We start from the raw sequence: 24056 nt of genomic DNA, 5'->3' as shown, positions 1-24056 counted from the left end.
TAGCTATAAACTTCCTAGGACGTAGTGTCGCCACTTAAAGGAGCAAGTGCCTGGTGTTTATGTATAGCAATCCTATTTAACTTGTGTGTAGGCACAACTCATAAATTGCCCCCACAATTCTATGGAGAAAACAAAGTAGAACAAAGAAGCTCTCATGTATCATTTAGAAGCGCTATAAAGGGCGCAGAAGAGAAAATCTCCAAATCCTAAATCTTTGAAGAAAAGCCAAAAAGACAAGTTCATTTTCCCTTAAATCCCTAGCTTCCACAAGGTAGTTACCAAATGGATAGTATAGTGACTCAAAGTAAACCATTGCGATGAGTTCTAGATTTGAGCTAGTTATAAAGAAATGTTGTGTAACCCCATTACAGAAATTTCTGTAACTCCTGAGTCACCGTTAGATATTCCACTTCCACCTGCTGCATTAGAGATTCTATGTCACTGGAATCGTTCTTTTTACCCTTCATTTCTATACTCAGCAATAGATCGCCGAGTTTCTTAGCGCCTAAAATATAGCTACAACCCTTGAGCGTATGGGCAACGTGATAAATTTCAGGTAAATCAACTTTTTTGATATTCTCCCTCAATCGAGCCATGAGAGGAGGAGATTCTTCCTTTAAAAACAGATTAATCATACGCTCAACCAATCTAGGATCGATATCCCGTAGCGATTGGATTGCACTAGGCTCGATCGCTTCTACAGTATCAAGACGATCTCCTTCTTCTTGGGATGGTTGATCGATTCCCTGTCCCCACTTTTCTACCATGCGTTGGAACGCATCAAACAAAATTGGTTTACTAATGTAGTCATCCATGCCTGCTTGCAAACACATTTCGCGATCGCCTTGCAAGGCACTAGCCGTCATGGCAATAATCTTTGGACGCGGATAAGGCAATAATAGATCGGCCCAATTTTTGGTCAAGAAGTTAGCAGTTTCTAGCCCATCTAATTTCGGCATTTGAATATCGGTAAACAGGATATCGTATTGCTTGTGTTGCACGGCTTCGATCGCATCTTGTCCGTTCCCAACCACATCAGCTTGGTATCCCATCTTTCCTAACATGGCGATCGCCAATTCTTGGTTAATGACATTATCCTCTGCCAACAAAATATTGAGTGGGAGAACTTCGCCTAATTTCTGCCCTTGGTTGAGCCGAGATGATAAAGGCTGGAGAGAACTCACTAATTTTGAGTCTTCTGGGATTTGGTCAGTGATTTCAGAGGCGATCGTGAAATAAAAGGTTGACCCCTCTCCTTCTTTACTCTCAACCCAAATCCATCCTTTCATCATCTCAATCAGACGACTACAAATGACCAAACCTAACCCCGTACCACCATACTTACGCGCAGTCGCAATATTTGCCTGTGTAAATGCTTGAAATAACCGACTGACATCTTCTTCAGAAATACCAATTCCCGTATCTCGGATAGAGAATAAAATCATCACTTCTTCGCCTTGGGGCGGAAGCGCTTGAGGTGTCTCTAGTTTGACGGATACCTCCACTTCTCCTGCTTCTGTAAACTTAACGGCATTATTAATTAAGTTCAAGAGGATCTGACGCAGGCGCGTGACATCACCCAAAATATAGGTAGGAATATCTGGAGCAATGTTGTAATGCAAATGGAGATTTTTCTCTTGGATTTTGGGTGAAATTAGTTCGTAAATATCACGGACAACTGCTCGGATATCAAGAGGTTGATGCTCTAGCTCCAACTTACCCGAATCAATTTTGGAGAAATCTAGAATATCGTTTACGACGGTCAACAGAATCTCACCACTGACCTGAGCCGTTCTAACATATTTATACTGTTCGGGCGTTAGGTCGGTAGTCGCCAGCAGTTGGGTTACGCCCAATACGCCATTAATCGGCGTTCTGATCTCATGACTCATCATTGCCAGAAAGTCAGCCTTGGCTCTCGCAGCTAGTTCTGCTTCTTCTTTCGCTTGCTGAACCTCTTTTAACAATTCTGTTTGCCTAATTTCTGCCAATTTGCGCTCTGTAATATCTCGGAAGCTCCAAATCAGCCCTAAAAACTTATGCTCGGGGGAGGAGACAGGACTGGTGTAGTACTCAAAGACTTTGGCATCAATATTGACCTCACCGTGAATTACCTGATCGGCATTTTCATAGCCTTGCTCGATCAAGTTCATTAAGGTATCTGGGAGATCGACCCTAGAGAGCAAAAGACTTGATTCCAATTTCGGATCGGACAATTCTTGTTCAAGATTCCACATTTTGCAGAATCGACGATTATAGCTAAAGATACGTCCTTGCTCATCCGTTGCTAAAATTCCATCGAGCGACGATTCTTTTTGAGCCTTTAACAGGGCATTACTATATTGCAACTCATTGTTTTGCTGAGCCAGAAGTTCTTGTAGCGTCACGAGCTGATCGAAGATTGCTTTTTTTTCTAAGCGTGTAGCGATCGCTTTGAGCAACTCTTCAGGCTTTAACGGCTTGGCTAAATAATCGTCTGCCCCAAGCTCCATGCCTTGACGAATATCAGCGCGATCGGCTTTTGCGGTTAAAAAGATTAGAGGAATTGTAGCGGTTGTGGGATCTTGTCGTAATGCCTGTAGCACGCCATAACCATCTAGTTCGGGCATCATCATGTCACAAACAATTAGATCGGGACTGTGATCTCTTGCTTGCTGTAATCCAATCAAGCCATTTTCAGCCGTAATCGTCTCAAAGCGTTCCAGTATCAAAACATCCTGAATATTCTCTCGGATATAGGGATCGTCTTCAATGACAAGAATTTTTTTAGAACAAATATCTACCATATTTATTGTCAAAAAGTCGCTGGATGGTACTTGTTAAGATGTCTCAGTTTAACAGGTTTGTCAAAATAATCATTTACACATGTTTTTAGATATTTTTCGCGCTTATTTGTCATAGCGATCGCAGCCATCCCAATTCTTGCAATGCCTGCCAGACAAGACTTAGCATGAATTCAGCAAGGGACTTCAGCCTACCTATGCTTGTTTAGAGGCAGGAAAAGTATTTGATACTCGTCCATGAAGATTCCCACTGACCAATAGTCAGATATAGTCCCGCCGTCATAATTCCACCCACAAGCGTGCATTTAAATAATGCCAAAAAGCTCGAATCACGGTATTGGGATAAAAGATTTATCCTGTCTAGAATTCTTAAACTAAAACGACTTAAAAGCCATAACAAAGTGCCAATGATTCCTACTGCTACGATGGTAAGTATCAATCCTTCGAGCATAAGATCGTCAGTTTGAGCGTTTGTGAAGGCAAATTTTAGAAAACCAGAAAGTCCTAATAGCTGTAGTAGGAATGAGTTACCCATGAGAATTCGATCGATTCTTTGTGCCAATGGAATTTGCTGTTTTGCGATCGCATGAATCACCAATAGCAGAATGAATGGGATCGAAAAATAGAGCGCGTAACGAATCACGTAGTAATCATAAGGATAGCTACCAGGAAAAAAACGCAGATTGTTATTGAACTTAAGCCCCTTGGCTCGAACATCCGCGCACAGTTGCTCCTTGGTTGAAAACTTAGTGACTGCTTTTGTAGACTCATCAAACAAGAAAAATTTTCGATCGGTTTCTCCAATAATCACCCCATCGTAAAAGCCATAGTTACCAAGGCGATCGACATAAACTCGATCGCCACGGTAAATTGCAGTGCCTACTTTAGGTGGCAAGGTATCGTTATTACCAATTGTATTGCCGCCTGGGGTTGAGATCGACCATTCTGCAAGCCCAATCGTCGCCCAAGCAGGCATCTGTACGCATAGGATTGCAATCAGTACCAACAGAAATTGGATAGGTTTTAACATAATCGGCTTCATTCGACCTATAGATTAAGCAATCAATGTTTCCTTGAAAGATTTCCAAGCGATCCCAATTTACGGATGAGTTTTTGCAAAGGATCTGCCCACAGTCAATTAAGAAATGTTTTGGCAATCTCTCAGGAATCATACAGTTGCCATTTAATGAATATCGCTAGTCTAGGGGAAGATTTGACATAAACATGATGAAGATTGATTTTGGTAGAGAAGTCTGTGGCGAGTTAAATACAGCCGATCGGCGAGAATGGTTAGTTACCAACGGTATTGGAGGCTATGCTTCGGGCACGGTATCAGGAGCGCTTACCCGTCGCTATCATGGTTTGCTGGTGGCGGCACTCAAACCTCTCTTAGAGCGATCGCTGCTGCTATCGAAACTAGATGAAACGGTTCAATACGGACAACAGCTCTATCCGCTTTATACCAATCATTGGACGGGTGGCATTGTGAATCCATTGGGTTATCTCAATCTTGAGAGCTTTACCCTAGAGGGAACGATACCAGTCTGGAGATTTGCCTGTGCCGATGCTCTATTAGAAAAGCGCGTCTGGATGCAGCATGGCAAAAATACGACCTATATTCAATATTCCCTAGAGCGCGGCAGTAGTCCGATCGCACTATCGATTAAAGCCTTGGTCAACTATCGCGATTACCATGGCAACACCGTAGGAAGGAACTGGCAGATGCAGGTAGATGCGATCGCCCAAGGAGTTTGTATTACGGCTTTCCCATCCGCAACGCCATTCTATTTGCTCGGCGATCGCGGAGATCTGACTGCCCATCATGATTGGTACGAGGGTTTCGATCTGGCTGTAGAACGCTATCGTGGTCTCAGCGATCGCGAAGATCACCTCCATGCAGCTACCTTCACAGTCACGCTGGATCGGGGCGAATCCTTGACGATAATTGCCAGCACAGAATCCAATCCTTCCCTTGATGGGCAAACTGCTTTGCAAGCACAACGCGATCGCGAATCTCAGCTTGTCAATATTTGGAACTCTGCTGATTATTTGAAGATCGATACAAAGTCAGCACCTGATTGGATCGAACATTTGGTTTTGGCAGCAGATCAGTTTGTGGTCGATCGCCCCCTACCTGATCGCCCTGATGGCAAAACGATCATTGCAGGCTATCACTGGTTCTCTGACTGGGGACGCGATACGATGATTAGCTTGTCGGGGTTGACCCTAGCGACGGGACGACCAGAAATTGCCCGTTCGATCTTGCTCACCTTTGCCCAATATCTCGATCGAGGGATGCTTCCCAATCGATTTCCCGATGCGGGAGAGATACCAGAATACAATACTGTAGATGCAACGCTCTGGTATTTTGAGGCGATCCGCGCTTACGATGCAGTTGCTAGGGATGACGAACTACTCCGCCAACTCTTTCCTGCCTTAGAAGAAGTCATAGACTGGCACTGTCGCGGTACGCGCTACCATATCCATCTCGATCGCGATGGCTTGCTCTATGCAGGGGAAGCAGGCGTACAACTGACTTGGATGGATGCTAAGGTGGGCGATTGGGTGGTTACACCACGCATCGGTAAACCCGTGGAAATCAATGCCCTTTGGTATCACGCGCTCGTGGTTATGGCAGCGATCGCCCAGCGATTGGGAAAACCTCACGAACGGTATGACAACCTCGCAGAGCAGGCAAGAAATGGATTTCAGCGTTTCTGGAATTCTTCTGCAGGCTATTGTTTTGATGTCTTGGATAGTCCTGATGGGAATGATGCCACGCTGCGCCCCAATCAAATCTTTGCGATTTCTCTTCCTATGACCTCTCCCCCCACCCCTCTCCTGCAAGGAGAGGGAAGCATGAAATCTCTACTTACTCCCATACAGCAGCGAAGTGTGGTCGATGCCTGTGCGCGATCGCTCCTGACATCCTACGGTTTGCGTTCCTTACCTCCCGACCATCCCAACTATCGAGGGCTTTATGGTGGTGATGCCTATCAACGTGATGGTTCCTATCATCAGGGCACAGTCTGGGGTTGGCTGCTGGGAGCGTTTGTCCGCGCTCATTTACAGGTCTATCAAAATCCTATGCAAGCCCATGCCTTGCTGCAGCCGATGTCCCACCATCTCAAAGCAGGGGGTATAGGTAGTCTCAGCGAAATCTTTGATGGCGATGCTCCCATGCGATCGCGCGGTTGTATTGCCCAAGCCTGGACGGTCGCTGAAGTTTTACAGGCATGGGTATTTATCGAACAATACAGAAAATCCAAGCACTAACTTCCATGGGGCAAAATGCGATCGCAACTGGACTGCCATGTTTAGCTATTGTTTGGTTCCCTCAAATAAGGACTGGAAGAAATCAGCAATTACTTCCCATGCGTGACGATTGGGAAATAAATCAATGCCCGCTAAACTCTTGATAATGTATAGCAAAATTAAAAAGGTGATAATTCTAACAATCAAGACCCCAACAGAAACAAAGGTTTTAGGCTTGTCATCGGGTCTGCCTAAAAGAAAACCTTGAACACCTTGCACGCCAATATCATACGCAAATTTTAGAATCTGCTTGTTATCAATGCCTGTGGCGATACAGCGTTTGTGGAAAATGGGACTGATATGGGCGATCGCCTTTGCCAGTTGTTTTTGTTCGGAAGATTGGGGATCGGCAATCAGATTGCGATCGAGCTTAATTGTATCAATGGGCAGGGATTGCCATTGGTGCAGTGAGAAGTGATTCCCTGTAAAGCTATCCAATACAACGCCACATCCCATTTGCTTGAATGCTTTCATCAATTCCAGAGATTTTATGGAAGTGTGGATGAAAATCGCTTCATCTAGTTCAAACATCAACAGCTTCGGGTTAACGCGATAATGTTCTAGCCATTTTTGTAGTTGAGATAAAAAATCAGAGTCTTCGAGTATTTCCGCTGAAAGATTAATTGAAAGGCTAACCTTAGAATTTTGAGCGAGGATTTCGATGCTTTTTTCTACTACGATCCGATCGAGTTGTCCCATCAGGTGCGTGTTTTGTAAAACCTCAAAGAGTTCGCGAGGCGATCGCAACCTTCCCTCATTATCCCGCCATCGCACCAGAACTTCATTGTGCAAAACTGTCCCTGAGACAATTTCATACACTGGTTGAAACCAAAGCTCAAACTTATCCGCTGCTAACTTAATTTCAGAAAGATAGTCATCTAAATCAAGATCGATGTGCTCAGTTTCTTGGGGGTCAAATTCTGTTTCCATCGGATTTCGTGACTGATTTCATGCTTTATCTTACTTTGCGACCCTACGTCTAAAATAGTTTTTTTTGCAAAAGTTTAGCCCCACTTTATTTCAAAATAACCCAAACCATTTAAACCAAATAACGATATTTTTATAAACTTTTATTAATCCCGATAGGTGATTATTTTTACTTTTTGCTACTGTTAATTCAAGCAATCTTTCATGAGTATGAAAAAATCTAAAGCTTAAGTAGTCAGAGCGCAAATTTTTCAACCTAACATGCCAAAAATTGTCTTTAGCTGTCAGGAGAGAATTATAGATGAATGTCCAAATTAAGGAACTATTGATAATATTTGTATGCTGACACTAAGAATTGCGCAAAACACTTTCTTTAAAGCAACAACCGATCCCTCTAGCTCGCTTGCGGTAACTCAAAAAGCATTTATCAATGCAGGTAAGTCGCTTCAGATTAAGTCATATCAAAAAAAAGGGAAACACTACTTCGTGCAACTGGCTGAGAGCATTTCTCCAGTGGGAGCCTCAGGCTACTTTTTTCACGAGCACGTTCAGATGGAAGAAATTCGTGGCGTTTGGCTTGCCAATGCAGATAGCGACATCCTTCAGTCTAGAGAGAACCTGAGAAAAGGACTTGCCCAATTGAAAGCCTTGGGGTTTAATACGATTTATCCAGTTGTGTGGCAAAGAGGATTCACGCTTTATCCTAGCGAGGTCGCAAAAAATACATTTGGAGCTTCTATTTCTCCCGATCCGCACTTTAAAGATAGGGATATGTTAGCCGAGCTGATTGAAGAAGCGAAACCGCATGGCTTCCGAGTGATTGCATGGTTTGAATATGGCTTAATGACCCCCTCTAACGCCATGTTTACACAAACGAGATCGGAGCTTTTGACTGAAGATCGAAATGGTAACAAATCTCTAAGCGATCGCAACATGTGCTGGCTAAATCCTTGCCAACCCGAGGTGCGAGAATTCATTTCAGACCTAGTTGCAGAAGTCGCACAAAACTATTCGATCGATGGCGTTCAATTGGACGACCATTTTGCTATGCCTGTGGAAATGGGATACGATTCTTTTACTTTAGAGCTATTTAATCAAGAAACAGGAGGTGCAGATCCACTGGAAAATCCTAATTCCTATTTATGGAAAAAATGGCGAATGGATAAAATCACAGATTTACTGAGAAAAATATTTCAATCCGTTAAGGCAAAAAATGCCGATTGCATTCTTTCTATTTCTCCCAATCCCCTCGGTTTCTCTCAAAGCAAATGCCTAGCAGATTGGCATATATGGGAACAAGAAGGTCTCATGGAAGAAATGGTCTTACAGGTATATAGAGACGATCTGTCAGCTTTTATTGACGAGCTAAATAAGTCAGAGGTGAGAAATACCCGCGATCGCATCCCCACAGTCATTGGCATTCTGACGGGTCTTAAGGATTCCTGCGTACCTTTTGCCACGATCGAAGCACAGATATCTGAAACTCGCAATCGAGATTTTGCTGGGGTTTCTTTCTTCTTTTTTGGTAGCCTATTCGCTTTTGGCCCCGAGCCAGCTTCAGAACGTTTGGAAAGTTTTAACGGTTCGCTTTCCCATGATGTTTTTGTTTAGTCGGGCGAAGCATAGAATCACAGGCTTAAAGCAAAGCCACAGCACGTTCGGCGAGTTTAGAGCGTTCTCCCTTGACGAGGGTAATATGCCCCGCGATCGGATCTTGCTTAAAGCGCTCAATTACGTAGGTTAGACCGTTACTAGAAGCATCAACATAGGGGTTGTCAATTTGGTTGATGTCCCCCGTGAGCACAATCTTGGTATCCTCTCCCGCACGGGTCAGGATGGTTTTGACTTCATGAGGGGTGAGGTTTTGCGCCTCATCCACGATAAAAAATTGTTTGGGAATGGTGCGCCCACGAATATAGGTGAGCGGTTCAATTTGCAGCAGTCCGTGTTGAATTAATTCCTCATATCCTTTCCTGCGATGGGCAAACTTGTTGACCGCATCTTGAGCGCCAAAGATTAGATCGAAGTTGTCATAGAGTGGCTGCATCCAAGGAGTCAGCTTTTCATTCACATCTCCTGGTAAATAGCCCAGATCTTTCCCCATCGGTACGACAGGTCGAGAAATTAAGAGCCTTGTGTAGTCGCGATCGTCGGCAACTTTAGTCAGTCCCGCTGCGATCGCTAGTAAGGTTTTCCCTGTCCCCGCTTGTCCCACGAGAGTCACCAAAGAGATAGCGTCGCGCAATAGCAACTCAAGGGCAAACTTCTGTTCGCGATTGCGCGCCCGAATATGGGAAACCTCTGATGAAGCCAGCTTAGATAAAGGCACAATCTGCTTGGTAATACCATCAAAAATTGCCAGTGCTGTGTGAGAAGGGTTTGCCTCATCCACTAAGGTAAGCGCTTGGTTGGGGAAAAACTCCTGCTCAAGGGAAATACTGCCTTGTTTGTACAACTGGTCGATCCGATCGCTTGTCAGCAGTACCTCCACCGTACCCGTGTAGAGTTCGTCAACATCCACCTTATCGTTTTCGTAGTCTTCGGCAGTTAGCCCCAGGGCATCGGCTTTGATGCGAAGGTTCGTATCCTTACTAACCACAATTACAGGACATTGACACTGATGCTTGAGTTCTAGAGCCACCGCCAAAATCGCATTGTCTCCACTGTCTCGCTCTAATTCTGCGGGTAGCTCTTGCAATGTCTGGCGCTGGCAGAGGGCGACGCGGAGCAAACCTCCCTTTTCTAAGGTGACTCCGTCGGTCAGATGTCCCTTTTGCCTCAAAGCATCCAAATTGCGCGATGCCTGACGGGCGTTTCTACCCGTCATTTCAGGCTGTTTCTTGAAACGGTCTAGTTCCTCAATAACCGTGATTGGCAATACCACATCATTGTCTTCAAACTGCCACATTGCATTTGGGTCGTGCAGCAAGACATTCGTATCCAAGACGAATACTTTTTTCATGATTTATCCCCACTGATGGTTGCCAAAGCAATTCACTCGGTGGCTCACTCAGGCATTTCTCTAGTTCTATTGTCTGCTACTGGATCATGGATGCGATCGCTTTAGCAATGAAGTGTAACAAATGATACCAAGCTACCTTTTTTTAAGGGGACTGATTCTTTTGCTGCCATTGCGCTTGAGCTGTACGAAGTATAGCGACAGCATCTTCAAATCGTTCCACACACTGCGGAATCGAGATATCGGCGGGGTCTGCCATTTTGTGCTCTGTCATATGTTTATCGGCCCATTCAACCAAATCTGCCCACATCTGCCCGACAAATATGAGCGGCGTATCATGGAGTTTGCGCGCCTGAACCAGTTGCCAGATCATCAAGGCTTCTAACGTCGTGCCAATGCCGCCAGGGACGACGACGAAGGCATCCGAAATCAACACAAAGTGATGTAGCCGTGAAAAGAAAGTTTGATGATTGTAGATTTGTTCCACAAAAGGATTGGTGTCTTGCTCAAACCCAAGATCGACACGAATGCCGATGGAACGGGTTAAATCTTCAGGATCGGCAATCACACTTCCTTCATTGGCGGCTTGCATCAACCCCGGCCCGCCACCCGTAACGATATCGCAACCCATGACCGTCAATTCGCTGGCTAAGTGTAACACCCCTTCATAAAGCGGATCTTGACGTTGCATTCTGGCAGAGCCAAAAATACTGACCCGATAGCGATCGCGCTTTGAGGGACGAATTCTCGTGAGGTTATTGACAACTTTCCAAAGCCCCAGCACAGATTCTTGGACAATGTCAAAAGCGATATCCTCTCGAATATTTACGGCATCCTGTGACTCGTTGGGATTATGGGGATGTTGAGAGTGCGGTGGTTGGTTCACGCGATCGAAATCAAATTAAGCAAAAGTATTCTTCAGTATGGCAGGTTCTGCGATCGCCAAAGGATCGTTTCATCGATATTGCCTCATCGACATCGCTTCATCAACTGGGTTGGGAAGCCTTTTCCACAGCAAGCCCCACCTCTTGACCATAGGATAGTTCCAACGTGTGCCCGTCGGGGTCTTTTAAAAACGCCCAATATCCAATCGGATAGCCCGAATCCTTCTGCGGTTCGATCAGAACCCCTTCCTGTTTTGCTTTCTCGCACAGCACATCCATGGCTTCGCGGCTAGCACAGCCGACACCAAGATGGGCAAAGGGCGATAGGACTGGTTGTACGGAATCTGCTTCAATCAAAACGATGACAAAGGGACGCGTGCGATCGCTGAGCCACACCACAGTCACACCCGTTGCAACGTCGGTGCGACGATGAACGACCTGCATCGCCGCATAGGTGGCATAGAACGCAATACTGCGATCGATATTTGAGACAGGGAGGGCTATGTGAGTCAGACCAAGATCGCTCATCGCATCATTTTCTCGCTCGAAATCAAGTTTCTTCGCTTTTATAGCGGTTAGCATTTAGCTATTAGCTACTAATTTTTTAAAAGCCTTGCGTAGCAAGGTAGTTATCCACTATAGATAACCTAATTTACCTGACGACAGTTATATCCCACACCCCCATTCGATTTTTAGGTAGGGGAAACTCATGAATTGTCCCTACGATTCTAGGGAGAGGCTGAAATCTCCCATGGATAATTTGAGGATCGCGATAAAACCTTTGTTTAGCAGTATAGCGGCTGAATGGGAGTGAGGTAGAGAGCTTTTAACATAACGCAATTATCTCTTTCCTTTTGTAAGGGAGATGTCCTATCGGGTAGAGAAGTCAAGTCCTTTGTTGCCAACAAGTTAGCTTACTTTGTGCAGAAGTCCTTAACCCAAATTCACGTTTAAACATTAAAGAGTCACTTTGGGGCTTATTTCAAGCCAAATTTCAAGCCAAATTTCAAGTCAGCGTGCTTGGATCGATACCCAACTCGCGCAGCTTTGCTGCTAATACATCAGCCCGTTGACGCTCTTGTTCGGCACGTTGATGCTCTTGTTCGGCACGTTGGCGCTCTTGTTCGGTCTGTTCTGAACTCCACAATAAGAGGTTGCCAGCTTTATCCCACCAGCGCAGCCAGTTATTGGTTTGGCTCAGTCTTGCCCCAGACCAAATCCCTAAAAATAGTTCTAACTCAGGAATCCAGACTCGACCGAGATCGTCTGGTTTCTGTAAGGTATATTCGCCCATTTGCAGACAACGTACCTCTAAACTAGGTTCGTAGGGATCGAAGGTAACATAGGTAGGAACTTGCAGGATCTGCTCGTAAAAGTAAAGCTTGCCATAGGGCGGACTCGATCGCACGGATAATTCGCTGCCATCGGTTTCGGAGAGAAACTCCATCACTATAGCGATCGGAGAACCCTCTAGGCTAGGTGTATAGCTGCGACGAATAATGCCCTCAGCAACAGGATGCACTTGCGGCACATAAAACCAATCGGGTGCTTTGACGACGATCTTTTTATTGACTGTCGCAACCAGCGCGAAGTTGGAACCGATCAGCATGGTTGGCTGGATCAGTCCTGCGGCTCCGAGCGCATCTGTAAGGGCAGCAGCAAGGGAGGGCTGTTGAATGTTTTCCACAGGATCGTCAGGTAATACAAAGTCTGCTGGTAAGGCTTCCCAAGTAATGGTTGGCGCTGTTTTGATGGGTGGGGCTTGCAGAACCATGATGAAAGAAAACAAGTTGCTTGTTTTAGTAGGTTACTGAATATGCTTAGAGTGTAACAAAATCTAGCCCTTTCCGATCTGTTTCGATCGCAGGAGAATCTGCTGATTGCGTCAAACATCGCAAGAAATGGGTAGTATTGCAGGTTTGTTTTCGATAGAGTAGAGACCTATTCATCATCGCACCGCTATGCAATTCATGCCGATAGAAAAGGACGATCGCACCAAAGACTACGATCGCATTGCGAAAGCGATCGCTTTCATGCGAGAAAACCATCTCAGGCAACCCGATCTCGCCACGATCGCAGAGCATCTTCATCTGAGCGAATACCACTTCCAACGATTATTTACTAGGTGGGCAGGCATTAGTCCTAAGCGTTTTTTGCAATATCTCACGGTGGAATATGCCAAATCTCGGATTGCTGAGACTAAGAATCTTCTAGACCTATCTGTGGATGTTGGTCTATCGAGTTCCAGTCGCCTACACGATCTGTTTGTGAATTTGGAAGCAATGTCCCCAGGGGAATTCAAATCGGGTGGTGCGGGTTTGCAGATTTTCTATGGCATTCACGACACTCTGTTTGGGAGGTGCGCGATCGCGACAACAACACGCGGCATTTGTACCCTGCAATTTTTAGATGTTGCGGATTTAGACTTAGCTACCCAGAATATCGAATCCCTACTACGATTGGAATGGCCGCAGGCAGAGATCCTTTACGATCCAAAGGCGACGCAATTCGCCTGCGATCGCATCTTTTGTCCTACGCTCTGCAAAAATGATGCCCCCGAGAACGAACCGTTAAAACTTTTCGTCAAGGGGACAAATTTCCAAATTCAAGTTTGGCGGGCATTGCTCAATATTCCCTTTGGGGCGATTGCCACCTATCAGAACTTAGCAGAAGCGATCGGTCGTCCAACTGCAGCAAGAGCGATCGGAAATGCCGTGGGAAGCAATCCAATCGCATACATAATTCCTTGTCATCGCGTGCTTCGTGCCTCGGGTGAGCTAGGTGGCTATCGTTGGGGATGCGATCGTAAAATGTCAATCCTAGGATGGGAAGCTAGTCAGATCGCAGATAAATCCCAAATCCTTTAAACAGGATGGAAGTAAAATGCGAAACCTAGGATTGTATATGTGGCAAGTAATAGAGTGCCTTCCAGCCAATTAGAACGACCATCAGAACTAATTGAGTTAGCAATCAAAATCGCCACCACTACAGCCACCAATTCAAATGGATTGAAATTTAAATCCATCGGTTGACCGAGAAACCAACCTGCAATTACTAGAACAGGTGCGACAAATAGAGCGATTTGCATACTGGAACCCACTGCAACAGAAACGGATAGTTCCATTTTGTTTTTCATCGCTACGGTTACGGCTGTCGTATGTTCGGCAGCATTGCCAATCACAGGTAGCAAAATCACCCCCGTAAATAGTTGAGATAGCCCCAGTTGAGCAGTCGCTTCTTCCAGCGTTCCAACCAAAAGTTCTGACTCGATCGCCACAAAAATCGTCACGCCCAGCAATACACCAACCCATAACCACAGGTTGATTTCGTGGGGTAGATCGTTGGGATGCTCTGCGGCATCGGATTCGAACTCTGATACGCCAACATCATAGAGGTAGGCATGGGTTTTCATCGAGAATAGAAGCGTCAAACCATAGACCAAGATCAGTACGATTGCCACGGCGATCGACAGCCCTTGTAGCGTCCCTTGACTGATCCCCACTGAAGTAAAATTGACCGCTGTTGGTAGCAAAATTGCAATTACCGCCAGATTCATGGCAGAGGCATTTACCCTTGCTAGCGTAGGCTGAAATTCCTGCTCCTTGTAACGCAATCCCCCCAGCAGCATCGCCAGACCCATCACCAGCAGGAGATTTCCAATAATCGAGCCAGTAATACTGGCTTTGACTACACCCACCAGCCCCGCATTCAGCGCTACCAGTGCAATAATCAGTTCCGTTGCATTTCCAAAGGTGGCATTGAGCAAACCACCCCAAGATGGGCCTAGTACCACCGCAATTTCTTCGGTCGCCGTACTCAACCAAGATGCCAAGGGCAAAATCGCTAGCGCAGCAGTGATAAATACAATTAAGGGACTCCAACCTAACCAATGGGCAGCGATCGAAATGGGTACAAACACGAGCAGTCCAATGGAAATAATTTTTTTGACCATACCTATAGGGCAGCTTGAGACGATAAGTTGAGGGTTTGTTCTGTCAAAGTATATTGGCAAAATTCAATTTCGGCTAACAGTCATAGGGTTTTGCTAATCATGCAGAATTTCCTCAAAATCCTTACTCTGGGAGGGTTTCAAATTCAGAGCGATCGTAAATACTCTTGAAATTGGTAGGGATTGCTAAAAGTATGTCAAGAATTGGTATTACTATGGTTTGGACTAAATTTTTTAGGGATAAGTATCAGCATGGTGTCGGTTTCTGCTCGATTAGAGGAATTGCGAGCTAAGGGGCAAGCAGCCTTGATCCCCTTTATTACTGCGGGCGATCCAGATCTAGAGACAACGATCAAAGCCCTACGCTTACTCGATCGCAACGGAGCCGATCTGATTGAGTTGGGCATCCCCTACTCCGATCCCTTGGCGGATGGGCCTGTGATTCAAGCAGCAGCAACGAGGGCGTTGCAAAAGGGGACAACCTTAGCAAAGGTCTTAGAGGTGGTGCGCACCGTTAGCCCTGAGTTGCGATCGCCAATTATTTTATTTGCTTACTACAACCCCATTCTCAATCTGGGCGTCGAGCAGTTTTTACAGCAAATCTACGATGCAGGAGCAAGGGGCTTGGTCGTGCCAGACTTGCCCCTCGAAGAGTCCCATGTCTTGCTCGAACCCGCTGCCGCTATTGGTATTGAAGTGATTTTACTCGTAGCGCCCACGAGTCCACCCGAACGCCTCGCCGCGATCGCTGCCAAGTCTCAAGGCTTTATTTACCTCGTTAGCGCCACAGGTGTAACTGGCATTCGCACTCAAGTAGCTAAAAATGTCAAAACCATGCTCGAAAGCCTGCGCACCATGACCGATAAGCCCATTGGTGTTGGATTTGGCATTTCTCAACCCGCACAGGCACATCAAGTGATTGAGTGGGGAGCAGATGCCGCGATCGTCGGTAGTGCCATGGTAAAACGGCTAGCAGAACCTGATGGTTTAGCTGAAATCGTCGATTTATGTAGTAGTCTAAAGCGGGCAATTCTGAGGGACTAGACATGAATATTCTGGTCGGTTTAGCAATAGGTGGTGCGGCAGCGATCGCACTGATCCTGCTTTTATGGTTACTGTTTGAACTCCAATTTGCCAGTCGTCAGGGCAACTTATTAGAGCTAGACTCGGGTACTTGGGAATTTACAGCCTACGAACCTAACTTTTATCAGCTCCAACTCACATTCACCGCAACGAACTACACAGATCGCCTCGATGTATTTTTGACTGAGGTCAGACCAGAGGTTACCTTACTGTCTAGCGGCAGCCTCGATCGCGTCATTCATACGATCAAGCTTAGAGCCGATCGCGAGAATGTACCCAGTCGCGCTGACAACTATTGGGAAGCTTACATTGTCAAACCAGGCGAACAGACAAAACTAGAAATTCAGCTTGACCTGCAAGGCGAAGAGCTAGAATCCCTCAAGACAGCTTGGCTGCGCATTCACTATGTGGCATACGGTCCTGAAGGGCGCACCCAAAAACTCAGGCACTGCATTGTGCCCCTGCAATTTCCCGATACGCAACAACGGGAAAGATGGCGACCCACTAAGGATGCGGACGTATTGCCGATTCGCACCCACATTTTGTCTGTCCTCGACACCCCTGTCGAAGCAATCCAGCGCTATGTCACCGACCATGCCCAAGCAGGCGATATTGTCACGATCGCCGAAACCCCCGTAGCCATTATGCAGGGGCGTTGGCGGCATCCCAGCGATGTCAAACCGGGCTGGCTGGCAAAACGGTTGTGTTATTACTTTCAGTCCACATCGAGTTTGGCAACCGCTTGCGGTTTGCAAGTTTTGGTTGACGAGTCTGGGGCTTGGCGCGTCGCGATCGCCTTCATTTTGGGCGCATTTGCCAAGGCAATTTTTCGCTTTCCCGGCTTGTTTTACATTTTGGCAGGCGAGCAGGCGCGTTTGATCGATGATGTCACGGGCACGCTACCCCCCTACGATCAATTTATCGTGCTAGGCCCAGACCGTCCCCAAACTGTGGTCGATCAAATTAAGGCAGAAACTGGTTTAGAAGCCGCGATCGTCGATGTTAACGATCTCAAGCGAGTTAAAGTTTTGGCAGCCACTGGAGGTGTCTCCGAAAAGTTACTCAACCAAGCCCTCTTGCTCAATCCCGCTGGCAATGCCTCCGAGCAAACACCGATCGTATTAATTCGACCAAATGTTATCGGACTATAGAGCGATCGCCTATAATATTTAAGCGAAATCTTAAGATACGCAATTCCTTATTTAGGATGCGTACCACTGCCTGGGTTGGCTGATTGGTAAAGCAAACGACTCATAATCGTTGATATGTCGGTTCAATTCCGACACCCAGGATTCAAGAAACTAGACACTTAGAAGCGTCCTCGTAAAATCATGTCCAGTTAAGTCATTACAGGCTCGCTCTTTGATTGGATTGTGGTTACGGGCGAACCGAGTTTGATGCCTGCGCGATCGAAAGCAAGCTTCATTCTACGGCGATATTCTTTGATGAGCTTACGATGAACGCCGGGTTTGGTTTCAAAGCGCACGCCGATCGTAAAGCCCCCTGCATCAATGGCATCCATGCCCCTGATTTCTGCTTCGACAATTTGAGAACCCCAGAATTCATCTTTCTTAATATCATCAATTACAGATTGAAGTGCTGAGCAGGCATCGTCTATATCCGTATTGTAATCAATGTAAATCGGGAGTTTAACCCGCGACCAATCTTTCGAGAGGTTTTGCACGATTCTAATATCGCTATTCGGAATGATAATGACACTACCTTCGTCGCTACGCAGAGAAGTAATCCGTAGGTTCATGTTCTCGACGCGCCCAAAAACGTGATTGAGATTGACAACATCCCCGATCGCGTACTGATCCTCAATTAAAATCAACGCTCCTCCGATCAGATCTTTAACAAGGGTCTGCGAACCGAGCGAAATTGCGAAGCCTAAAATCCCCGCCCCTGCTAGCACAGGAGCTAGAGGAATTCCAAAACTATATAGCACATACAAAAGTGCCAATCCCATTAAAAGGATAGCAACTATTAATTTGAGAATAGGGGAAAAGCTACTCACTCGCAAAGACCAGCGTTGGGTGGCTTCTGGGGTCAGCGATTCTCTGGTTGTCCACTTGGCTAACAAGCGATCGATCAAAACCTCGCTATATTTAATCGCTAAGTTCGTACCTAGAAAAACACCTAAAAGAATCGGCTGCTGGATTGCAAATACCTGCAACCAACGCGTGTAGGGAAAGAGCCCGACAATCCAAGCAATACCAATCAACCACACCAATACATGTCCCAATTGGAGCAAATGCCTGTAGAGATCGTAACGATTGAGAATGCGATCGAAAACCATTTGCTGCGACATCATCACATTCACAAAAGTGGAAGTATCGCTATCTTCATCTTCAGAGTCAACGGCATTTCTCACGGATAGGAGTTTCTGCATTTCGTCTTTTTGCCTTGCTTGCAGCGATCGCCACCTTACTGTCAATCGTTTTTGAAAGAACCGCAAAAATAAACTGATACAGATCGCGATCGAAAGGATTCCTGTTGAAACCAAGCCCTGCTGCCAGAGATAGGTTGACTGACGTTCCATTTGGGCGCGAAGGAGTGCCTTGTAGATGATATAAGCTACATAACCCGAAGCTTCCTGAAGCGTGTAGCCACTAATTCGCGCATCCATTTCGCTATAAACGAGCAGGCTGAGATTATCGTATTCCTTGCCATCAGAGAGAAGAATATCGGCATGTTTGTTCTCTACTTTATTGGAAACCTTGAGCATCTCAGCATTGAAGCCGCGATCGATGGTTTTATATAGCGTTTTTTCGATCGCTTGCGCCCGCGTCTCAATCGGACTCATGCTTCCCTGTGTCATTCCCTGCCCGTTGGATGCCTCTGCTGCCACCAAAAACAGGACATGGCCATCTACTTTGACAGGGGCATAAACCATACTACCGTTCTGAATTGTCGGTAAGAAAGGATTCGTATCATTTTCTAGGGAAGGGGCTGGTTCTGCACCCACTGCACTCACTGCACTCACTGCTAGCAGCAATGCAAAGCAACAGGTAAGAAGCGAGGTTAAAAGTCTCTTGGTTTTGAGCATATTCGTATCTTACTACTTGGGCAGGGCTGCTTCTAGTAAATTATCGGCAAGGGCAAGATGGGGCGTGGCTCCACCATACTCGCTAGACTGTTGGATCAACTTCGCAACTAGACCTGTCCATCCCGTCTGATGACTCGCACCGATGCCAGCACCATTATCCCCGTGAAAATACTCGTAGAATAAGAGTAAATCTTTCCAGTTCGGATCGGTTTGGAATGTAGGTTGTCCGCCATAAACGGGACGGTTGCCCGCAGGATTTTTTAAGAAAATATCGATCAGTCGGCGTGAGAGTTCTACAGACACTTCCCAAAGCGTGAGCATTTTCCCTGAACCCGTGGGATACTCGACCTTAAAGTCATCACCAAAGTAATGATGGAATTTTTGTAGGGATTCGATAATCAGGAAATTGACAGGCATCCATACGGGGCCACGCCAGTTAGAATTGCCACCAAACAGACCACTGGTTGATTCGGCAGGTTCGTAATCAACGCGATATTGACTGCCATTGGTTTCCCAAACATAGGGGTTAGAACTATGGAACTTAGAAATGGCACGAATGCCATAATCTCCTAAAAACTCGCTCTCATCCAACATTTTCTTGAGAATGCGCTCTAATTTTTGGCGATCGCAGATTGCCAATAACCGTCTGGCTTTCATTCCTCCTGCTTCCATACAGGCGACGTTATGGGCGAGGTCGGGACGATGTTGGATAAACCACTCCACTCTGCGCTTAAAGTCTGGGAGTTGATTTAACACATCTGGTTCTAAAGTTTGGATCGCAAACAGAGGAATCAGTCCCACCATCGATCGCACTTTGAGTTTCAACTGTTCGCCATTGGGCAGATGCAATACGTCATAAAAGAAGCCATCGGCTTCATCCCATAACTCCGTATGGTTACCACCGACTTTATTCATGGCATCGGCAATATAGAGGAAGTGCTCGAAAAACTTGGTAGCAATATCCTCATAGACCGAATTCTCTTTGGCTAATTCTAAAGCGATCGCCAATAGATTCAGACAGTACATGCCCATCCAGCTCGTGCCATCTGCCTGCTCGATATGGCCCCCTGTGGGCAGTTCGGCACTGCGATCGAACACGCCGATATTATCCAATCCCAAAAAGCCACCTTCAAACACATTTTTGCCTTCTCTATCCTTACGATTGACCCACCAAGTAAAGTTCAGCAAGAGCTTTTGGAAGACCCGTTCTAAGAATTGGCGATCGCTACGTCCGTAGAGTTTCTGCTCGATTTTATAAACGCGCCAAGTTGCCCAAGCATGGACGGGAGGGTTGACATCGCCAAACGCCCACTCGTAGGCGGGAATCTGACCGTTGGGGTGCATGTACCATTCTCGCGTAATCAAATCCAGTTGGCTCTTAGCAAAATCGGGATCGAGCATGGCTAAAGGAATGGCATGAAAGGCTAAGTCCCAAGCGGCAAACCAAGGATATTCCCAAGTGTCGGGCATGGAAAGAATATCCTCTGTTTCTAAATGGAACCACTGCGAATTTCGACCCTGCTGGCGATCGCGGGGTGGTGTTGGCAAGGCAGGATCGCCATCCAACCAATCCTTTACGGAATAGTTGTAATATTGCTTACTCCACAACATGCCTGCAAATGCCTGTCGCTGCACGTTCCGCCTATCTTCACTCATCTCAAAGGGAGAAATACGCTGATAGAATTCATCGGCTTCGCTCAGACGCTTTGAGAGTATGTCCTTAACGTTCCCCTGTGAAAATATTTCGCGGTCGCTCCCATGATTCAGTAAGGCAGGAGAAACATCGCTCAATTGCAGCATCACCACTTTGGTTTCCCCTGCACCTATTGTTAGTAAATAATGGGCTGCAGCTTTTGTGCCCTTTTGTTCTGGGTTCACAGCTTCAGTATTACCGTTGACGATGTAATCGTTGATGCCATCCTTGACATAGGGGGATACATTCGCAGTTCCGAATATACGCTGATTATTCGTTTCGTTCTCTGTAAATAGTAACGCTTGGCTATCAGGGCAATACAGCCACATTTTCCCCAGTTCATTACTATCTGCCGCAATGACCTTCAAGGAATCATTGACTTGCAATGCTTGTAGCTGGGGCTTAGGCGTACCTTCTTTCCAAGACCAAGTATTGCGAAACCAGAGGGAAGGTAAAAGGTGCAGCGTTTTTGCTTCAGGAGCGTGATTGGTAATGCTAATCTGAATCCCAATATCTTGAGGAGCGTTTTTTGCATATTCCACCTGCACGTCAAAGTAGCGATTTTCTTCAAATACTCCTGTTTCAAGTAACTCAAATTCTGGCTCTCTCCGACCTCGGTGTTTGTTCTCATTCACAAGCTCGGTGTAGGGAAAGGCTGCTTGTGGATATTTATACAGATACTTCATATAGGAATGCGTCGGCGTATTATCCAGATAAAAGTAATACTCCTTTACATCCTCACCGTGATTGCCTTCACTACCTGTCAAGCCAAATAAGCGCTCTTTAAGAATTGGATCTTTGCCATTCCACAGCGCGATCGCAAAACAAAGCAACTGGCGATCGTCTGAAATTCCAGCAATGCCATCCTCACCCCAACGGTAGGCACGCGATCGCGATTGGTCGTGCGAAAAATAATCCCATGCTGTCCCATTGGCACTGTAATCTTCTCTCACAGTTCCCCATTGACGCTCGCTCAAATAGGAACCCCACTTTTTCCAAGGCGTTCCATTTCTCGTTTCTGCTAATCTAACTTCTTCTGCGGTTATCACGATCGTTCTCCTATGATTAATTAATTGCTTGCGTTTAAGGGTGTCGATCCCCCCAGTTCCCCTTGTTAAGCTATGGTCTGTCTTCGTTTTGGGGTTTGATCCCCCCCACCCCCCCTTAGTAAGGGGGGAGAATTAGTCTTCCCCCTTACTAAGGGGGATGCCCGATAGGGCAGGGGGATCAAACCTTTTGGATAAATGGGATGAGTGTAAACGGTAGCTTAATAAGGAGAGAGTAGAATCAGATTCGATTTTTTCGTAGGGGCAATTCATGAATTGCCCCTACGATTCCAGATGATTCAAAATCATTCCAGCGCCACTTTCTCACGCCCGTAGCGCAGTACCTTTGACATCCAGATCAATTCCTTTAAGAACTTATCCATGCGGCGAATATAGGCTTCTTCTAGGAGGTTCCCACTCTCATCAAAGATATTTTGGACGCTAGAGAAATTCCCGTCCCAAAAAATCGTCACCAAGCCTAACTCCCGCATCACAGGTAAGAGATTTTGAATCACCCTCGTCCCGCCAAATGGTCCTGCCGAAACTCCACAGATTCCCACAGCTTTATGGATATATTCCTTTAAATTTGTATCGAGAACATGCTTGAGCAACCCTGGATAGCCGTGATTGTATTCAGGCACAACAATAATCAGCCCGTCGGCACGGTCGATCGTCTCTGAGAACCCTTTATCCTTAATATTCTCACCTTCATCGATCGTGGAAAGCGGAATATTGCGAATGTCGATTAACTCAGTCTCAACGCCTTGCTGCTTAGAAACCTCTTGCATGACAAACTGGGCAACATGCTCGCTCTTGCGCCCTTGGCGGACAGTTCCCAAAATTACGGGGATAAATAGCGATCGCTCCATAGATTTCTTCCTAAGATTCCTTCCTAACATAGAGTGCTACTGATTGAATTATGCGCTCTTTCTCTAAAGCTAAGCTGAAGCGAAACTGAGAATAACTTCATATAGCGCTCCTATTTGATGCATGAGGAATTCTTTCCTTTGCATAGAGCGTAGGGGCAATTCATGAATTGCCCCTAATTAGTAGTGATGCACTAGAATTTGAGTTACAGAGGATTCCTAATGTTGAGGAACGTGAACAAGTTTTTGCTTTTTTGAGTGCGGCAAAAATTTTTGTTGAGACAACCGACAATATTGAAGATAGGGCAGAGAGTTTTTGTAAACTAGGTTTTACTCTGTATGATGCTTTACATTTAGCATTTGCGGAAGCTTCAGAGGCAACTGTTTTTTTGACAACGGATGATCGCCTACTCAGGAAAGCAATAAGCTATGCTGGTAACATTAAGGTTAGGGTTTCTAATCCAGTAACTTGGTTAATGGAAAATCAAGAGGAGATTTAGGAGGGTTAGTGATGAAAGTTAGTGAAATTTCTAGACGTGGCTACAAAGCTTTGATTCAAGAGTTGGGCTATGCTGGCGCTGCAAGATTTCTGTTAAGGTTTGAGTCTGGTTCTGGTGACTATACGAAAGAGCGTCATCAGGAATTAGAGCAGTTGACAATGGATGATTTTCGAGCTTTTGTGCAGAAGAAAAGAGAAAAAACGATTGAAGATCGCACCTAACCTCATCATAAAGCGATCGCCTCAAATATCCACACTTCACCACACAAGCGATCGCCCCCCAAACCAACAACAACAAACAGCGATCGCCCCTAATCTCAATCAAATAGCGATCGCCAAATGAATCTACTTTCTCCATTCAATATGTCCATTAATATTAAAATCTTCAAAAGTTTTGAGAATTTTAATACAAAAGTCTTGTAATTCCTGATTATTTTCTTTTTTAGCAAGTTCATAGAGACGGATAAACATTTTTTACCTGTCTCGGTTTGCCTAAGATTTTTCTTGAGGAAGTTATGCTGACTGCACAAAGTTTGACCGTTCTCAATGGTAGCTAAACCGCCCATATCTTTAGGTTTAATATGATCGACATGAAGTTCTACTCCATTCTCTCGACCTGCTCCACAAATTACACATTTGTAGCCATCTCGCTGTAAAATTTCTTTTTTTGAACAATTGTAAAATCTTGTTGTTGCTTATTTTGAGCATATTGAGGATCGTATCTATAAATACCTTTTGCTATTTTCTGCAAAAAACCCCTCTGATATAAAGATCTAATTCCTCTATCAGGATCTCGAAATATTTTCCCAGTACGCTGTAGATATGCTGAAGTTACCCAATCAACAACCTCTTTAGTATGTACTTCAATATCAGGATACATTTCAAAGTATTCTTTAATAATACTGATTTGAGCTAAACTTTGCTCTTTCTCTTTAGATTTACCATTTTCAACCTAAGTACAGGACAAAAGATTGAGAGCATTAGAAAAGGCATCAGCGTTGAG

General features: G+C 45.5%; 21 protein-coding genes and 1 tRNA gene. 9 read left to right on the top strand and 13 right to left on the bottom strand.

Translation table 11 applies throughout. The features are described 5' to 3' along the window. Positions 1–365: 365 nt before the first annotated feature. Positions 366–2786: a hybrid sensor histidine kinase/response regulator gene (locus tag V2H45_RS03475; RefSeq protein ID WP_330482225.1), complete on the bottom strand. Its 2421-nt coding sequence runs from the start codon at positions 2784–2786 to the stop codon at positions 366–368. A 202-nt stretch (positions 2787–2988) separates the two neighbouring features. Next, complete coding sequence (locus tag V2H45_RS03470) at positions 2989–3813, bottom strand: hypothetical protein (RefSeq protein WP_330482224.1); 825 nt, start codon at positions 3811–3813, stop codon at positions 2989–2991. Between the two features lie 197 nt (positions 3814–4010). On the opposite strand from V2H45_RS03470, the gene V2H45_RS03465 reads away from it, so the two are divergent. Beyond that, complete coding sequence (locus tag V2H45_RS03465) at positions 4011–6059, top strand: amylo-alpha-1,6-glucosidase (protein ID WP_408648715.1); 2049 nt, start codon at positions 4011–4013, stop codon at positions 6057–6059. Positions 6060–6104: 45 nt separating this feature from the next. Here V2H45_RS03465 and V2H45_RS03460 read toward each other — a convergent pair whose 3' ends face one another. Beyond that, positions 6105–7028 (bottom strand): EAL domain-containing protein, encoded by a 924-nt coding sequence (locus tag V2H45_RS03460; protein WP_330482222.1) that lies wholly within the window; start codon positions 7026–7028, stop codon positions 6105–6107. Between the two features lie 336 nt (positions 7029–7364). Between V2H45_RS03460 and V2H45_RS03455 the strand changes: the two genes are divergently transcribed. Continuing rightward, the gene (locus tag V2H45_RS03455; protein WP_330482221.1) at positions 7365–8636 is read left to right on the top strand and encodes a glycoside hydrolase family 10 protein; all 1272 of its coding nucleotides are present in this window, start codon (positions 7365–7367) and stop codon (positions 8634–8636) included. Positions 8637–8661: 25 nt separating this feature from the next. Here the strand turns inward: V2H45_RS03455 and V2H45_RS03450 are convergent, their stop codons facing one another. The 4 genes from V2H45_RS03450 to V2H45_RS03435 all read right to left on the bottom strand — a co-directional run bounded on the left by V2H45_RS03450 (position 8662) and on the right by V2H45_RS03435 (position 12642). Further along, on the bottom strand, positions 8662–9987 hold the full coding sequence (locus V2H45_RS03450; RefSeq protein WP_330482220.1) for a PhoH family protein: 1326 nt from the start codon (positions 9985–9987) through the stop codon (positions 8662–8664). A gap of 142 nt (positions 9988–10129) precedes the next feature. After that, the gene (locus V2H45_RS03445) at positions 10130–10870 is read right to left on the bottom strand and encodes an LOG family protein (RefSeq protein ID WP_330482219.1); all 741 of its coding nucleotides are present in this window, start codon (positions 10868–10870) and stop codon (positions 10130–10132) included. Between the two features lie 100 nt (positions 10871–10970). After that, positions 10971–11396 (bottom strand): VOC family protein, encoded by a 426-nt coding sequence (locus tag V2H45_RS03440; RefSeq protein ID WP_408648714.1) that lies wholly within the window; start codon positions 11394–11396, stop codon positions 10971–10973. Positions 11397–11874: 478 nt separating this feature from the next. Further along, positions 11875–12642, bottom strand: a complete 768-nt coding sequence (locus tag V2H45_RS03435; RefSeq protein ID WP_330482217.1) for a Uma2 family endonuclease — start codon at positions 12640–12642, stop codon at positions 11875–11877. Between the two features lie 187 nt (positions 12643–12829). Between V2H45_RS03435 and V2H45_RS03430 the strand changes: the two genes are divergently transcribed. Next, the gene (locus V2H45_RS03430; protein WP_330482216.1) at positions 12830–13735 is read left to right on the top strand and encodes a methylated-DNA--[protein]-cysteine S-methyltransferase; all 906 of its coding nucleotides are present in this window, start codon (positions 12830–12832) and stop codon (positions 13733–13735) included. Here the strand turns inward: V2H45_RS03430 and cax are convergent. Then, positions 13732–14820, bottom strand: a complete 1089-nt coding sequence (gene cax, locus V2H45_RS03425; protein ID WP_330482215.1) for a calcium/proton exchanger — start codon at positions 14818–14820, stop codon at positions 13732–13734. The genes V2H45_RS03430 and cax overlap by 4 nt on opposite strands. Before the next feature lie 249 nt (positions 14821–15069). On the opposite strand from cax, the gene trpA reads away from it, so the two are divergent. The 3 genes from trpA to V2H45_RS03410 all read left to right on the top strand — a co-directional run bounded on the left by trpA (position 15070) and on the right by V2H45_RS03410 (position 17192). Beyond that, positions 15070–15861, top strand: coding sequence for a tryptophan synthase subunit alpha (trpA, locus tag V2H45_RS03420; RefSeq protein ID WP_330482214.1), 792 nt, complete (start codon positions 15070–15072; stop codon positions 15859–15861). Between the two features lie 2 nt (positions 15862–15863). Then, entirely contained in the window at positions 15864–17051 is a 1188-nt protein-coding gene (locus tag V2H45_RS03415) for a F420-0:Gamma-glutamyl ligase (RefSeq protein ID WP_330482213.1), read from the top strand. A gap of 69 nt (positions 17052–17120) precedes the next feature. Further along, positions 17121–17192, top strand: a tRNA-Met gene (locus tag V2H45_RS03410). A 47-nt stretch (positions 17193–17239) separates the two neighbouring features. Here the strand turns inward: V2H45_RS03410 and V2H45_RS03405 are convergent. The 3 genes from V2H45_RS03405 to V2H45_RS03395 all read right to left on the bottom strand — a co-directional run bounded on the left by V2H45_RS03405 (position 17240) and on the right by V2H45_RS03395 (position 22557). Next, a complete protein-coding gene (locus V2H45_RS03405) occupies positions 17240–18949 on the bottom strand; it encodes a mechanosensitive ion channel family protein (RefSeq protein WP_330482212.1) in 1710 nt (569 codons plus the stop codon). A 12-nt stretch (positions 18950–18961) separates the two neighbouring features. Beyond that, positions 18962–21688, bottom strand: a complete 2727-nt coding sequence (locus V2H45_RS03400; RefSeq protein ID WP_408648713.1) for an MGH1-like glycoside hydrolase domain-containing protein — start codon at positions 21686–21688, stop codon at positions 18962–18964. 305 nt (positions 21689–21993) lie between these two features. Continuing rightward, the gene (locus V2H45_RS03395) at positions 21994–22557 is read right to left on the bottom strand and encodes an NADPH-dependent FMN reductase (protein ID WP_330482210.1); all 564 of its coding nucleotides are present in this window, start codon (positions 22555–22557) and stop codon (positions 21994–21996) included. Positions 22558–22724: 167 nt separating this feature from the next. On the opposite strand from V2H45_RS03395, the gene V2H45_RS03390 reads away from it, so the two are divergent. The 3 genes from V2H45_RS03390 to V2H45_RS03380 are packed head-to-tail and all read left to right on the top strand — an operon-like array spanning position 22725 to position 23396. Beyond that, positions 22725–23054 carry a PIN domain-containing protein gene (locus V2H45_RS03390; protein WP_330482209.1) on the top strand — a complete coding sequence of 110 codons (330 nt, stop codon included), beginning with the start codon at positions 22725–22727 and terminating at the stop codon, positions 23052–23054. Positions 23055–23065: 11 nt separating this feature from the next. Further along, entirely contained in the window at positions 23066–23275 is a 210-nt protein-coding gene (locus tag V2H45_RS03385) for a hypothetical protein (protein WP_330482208.1), read from the top strand. After that, the gene (locus V2H45_RS03380; RefSeq protein ID WP_330482207.1) at positions 23259–23396 is read left to right on the top strand and encodes a hypothetical protein; all 138 of its coding nucleotides are present in this window, start codon (positions 23259–23261) and stop codon (positions 23394–23396) included. The genes V2H45_RS03385 and V2H45_RS03380 overlap by 17 nt, the downstream gene beginning before the upstream one ends. Here the strand turns inward: V2H45_RS03380 and V2H45_RS25515 are convergent. Both V2H45_RS25515 and V2H45_RS03375 read right to left on the bottom strand, forming a co-directional pair. Further along, a complete protein-coding gene (locus V2H45_RS25515; RefSeq protein ID WP_408648712.1) occupies positions 23371–23634 on the bottom strand; it encodes a hypothetical protein in 264 nt (87 codons plus the stop codon). The genes V2H45_RS03380 and V2H45_RS25515 overlap by 26 nt on opposite strands. Before the next feature lie 47 nt (positions 23635–23681). Then, positions 23682–23933, bottom strand: coding sequence for a hypothetical protein (locus tag V2H45_RS03375; protein ID WP_330482206.1), 252 nt, complete (start codon positions 23931–23933; stop codon positions 23682–23684). Between the last annotated feature and the right edge of the window lie 123 nt (positions 23934–24056).

The organism is Tumidithrix elongata BACA0141 (assembly GCF_036349135.1).
Taxonomy (GTDB): Bacteria; Cyanobacteriota; Cyanobacteriia; order Pseudanabaenales; family Pseudanabaenaceae; genus Tumidithrix; species Tumidithrix elongata.
This window is presented reverse-complemented; position numbering and strand designations above follow the sequence as displayed.

What these genes read in the sequence shown, in the direction of transcription:
- V2H45_RS03455 (WP_330482221.1), top strand. Translation starts at nt 7,365, where the DNA reads ATGCTGACACTAAGAATTGCGCAAAACACTTTCTTTAAAGCAACAACC.
- V2H45_RS03470 (WP_330482224.1), bottom strand. Translation starts at nt 3,813, where the DNA reads ATGTTAAAACCTATCCAATTTCTGTTGGTACTGATTGCAATCCTATGC.
- V2H45_RS03465 (WP_408648715.1), top strand. Translation starts at nt 4,011, where the DNA reads ATGAAGATTGATTTTGGTAGAGAAGTCTGTGGCGAGTTAAATACAGCC.
- V2H45_RS03450 (WP_330482220.1), bottom strand. Translation starts at nt 9,987, where the DNA reads ATGAAAAAAGTATTCGTCTTGGATACGAATGTCTTGCTGCACGACCCA.
- trpA (WP_330482214.1), top strand. Translation starts at nt 15,070, where the DNA reads ATGGTGTCGGTTTCTGCTCGATTAGAGGAATTGCGAGCTAAGGGGCAA.
- V2H45_RS03385 (WP_330482208.1), top strand. Translation starts at nt 23,066, where the DNA reads ATGAAAGTTAGTGAAATTTCTAGACGTGGCTACAAAGCTTTGATTCAA.
- V2H45_RS03430 (WP_330482216.1), top strand. Translation starts at nt 12,830, where the DNA reads ATGCAATTCATGCCGATAGAAAAGGACGATCGCACCAAAGACTACGAT.
- V2H45_RS03440 (WP_408648714.1), bottom strand. Translation starts at nt 11,396, where the DNA reads ATGAGCGATCTTGGTCTGACTCACATAGCCCTCCCTGTCTCAAATATC.
- V2H45_RS03375 (WP_330482206.1), bottom strand. Translation starts at nt 23,933, where the DNA reads ATGTATCCTGATATTGAAGTACATACTAAAGAGGTTGTTGATTGGGTA.
- cax (WP_330482215.1), bottom strand. Translation starts at nt 14,820, where the DNA reads ATGGTCAAAAAAATTATTTCCATTGGACTGCTCGTGTTTGTACCCATT.
- V2H45_RS03395 (WP_330482210.1), bottom strand. Translation starts at nt 22,557, where the DNA reads ATGGAGCGATCGCTATTTATCCCCGTAATTTTGGGAACTGTCCGCCAA.
- V2H45_RS03475 (WP_330482225.1), bottom strand. Translation starts at nt 2,786, where the DNA reads ATGGTAGATATTTGTTCTAAAAAAATTCTTGTCATTGAAGACGATCCC.
- V2H45_RS03415 (WP_330482213.1), top strand. Translation starts at nt 15,864, where the DNA reads ATGAATATTCTGGTCGGTTTAGCAATAGGTGGTGCGGCAGCGATCGCA.
- V2H45_RS03460 (WP_330482222.1), bottom strand. Translation starts at nt 7,028, where the DNA reads ATGGAAACAGAATTTGACCCCCAAGAAACTGAGCACATCGATCTTGAT.
- V2H45_RS03435 (WP_330482217.1), bottom strand. Translation starts at nt 12,642, where the DNA reads ATGGTTCTGCAAGCCCCACCCATCAAAACAGCGCCAACCATTACTTGG.
- V2H45_RS03405 (WP_330482212.1), bottom strand. Translation starts at nt 18,949, where the DNA reads ATGCTCAAAACCAAGAGACTTTTAACCTCGCTTCTTACCTGTTGCTTT.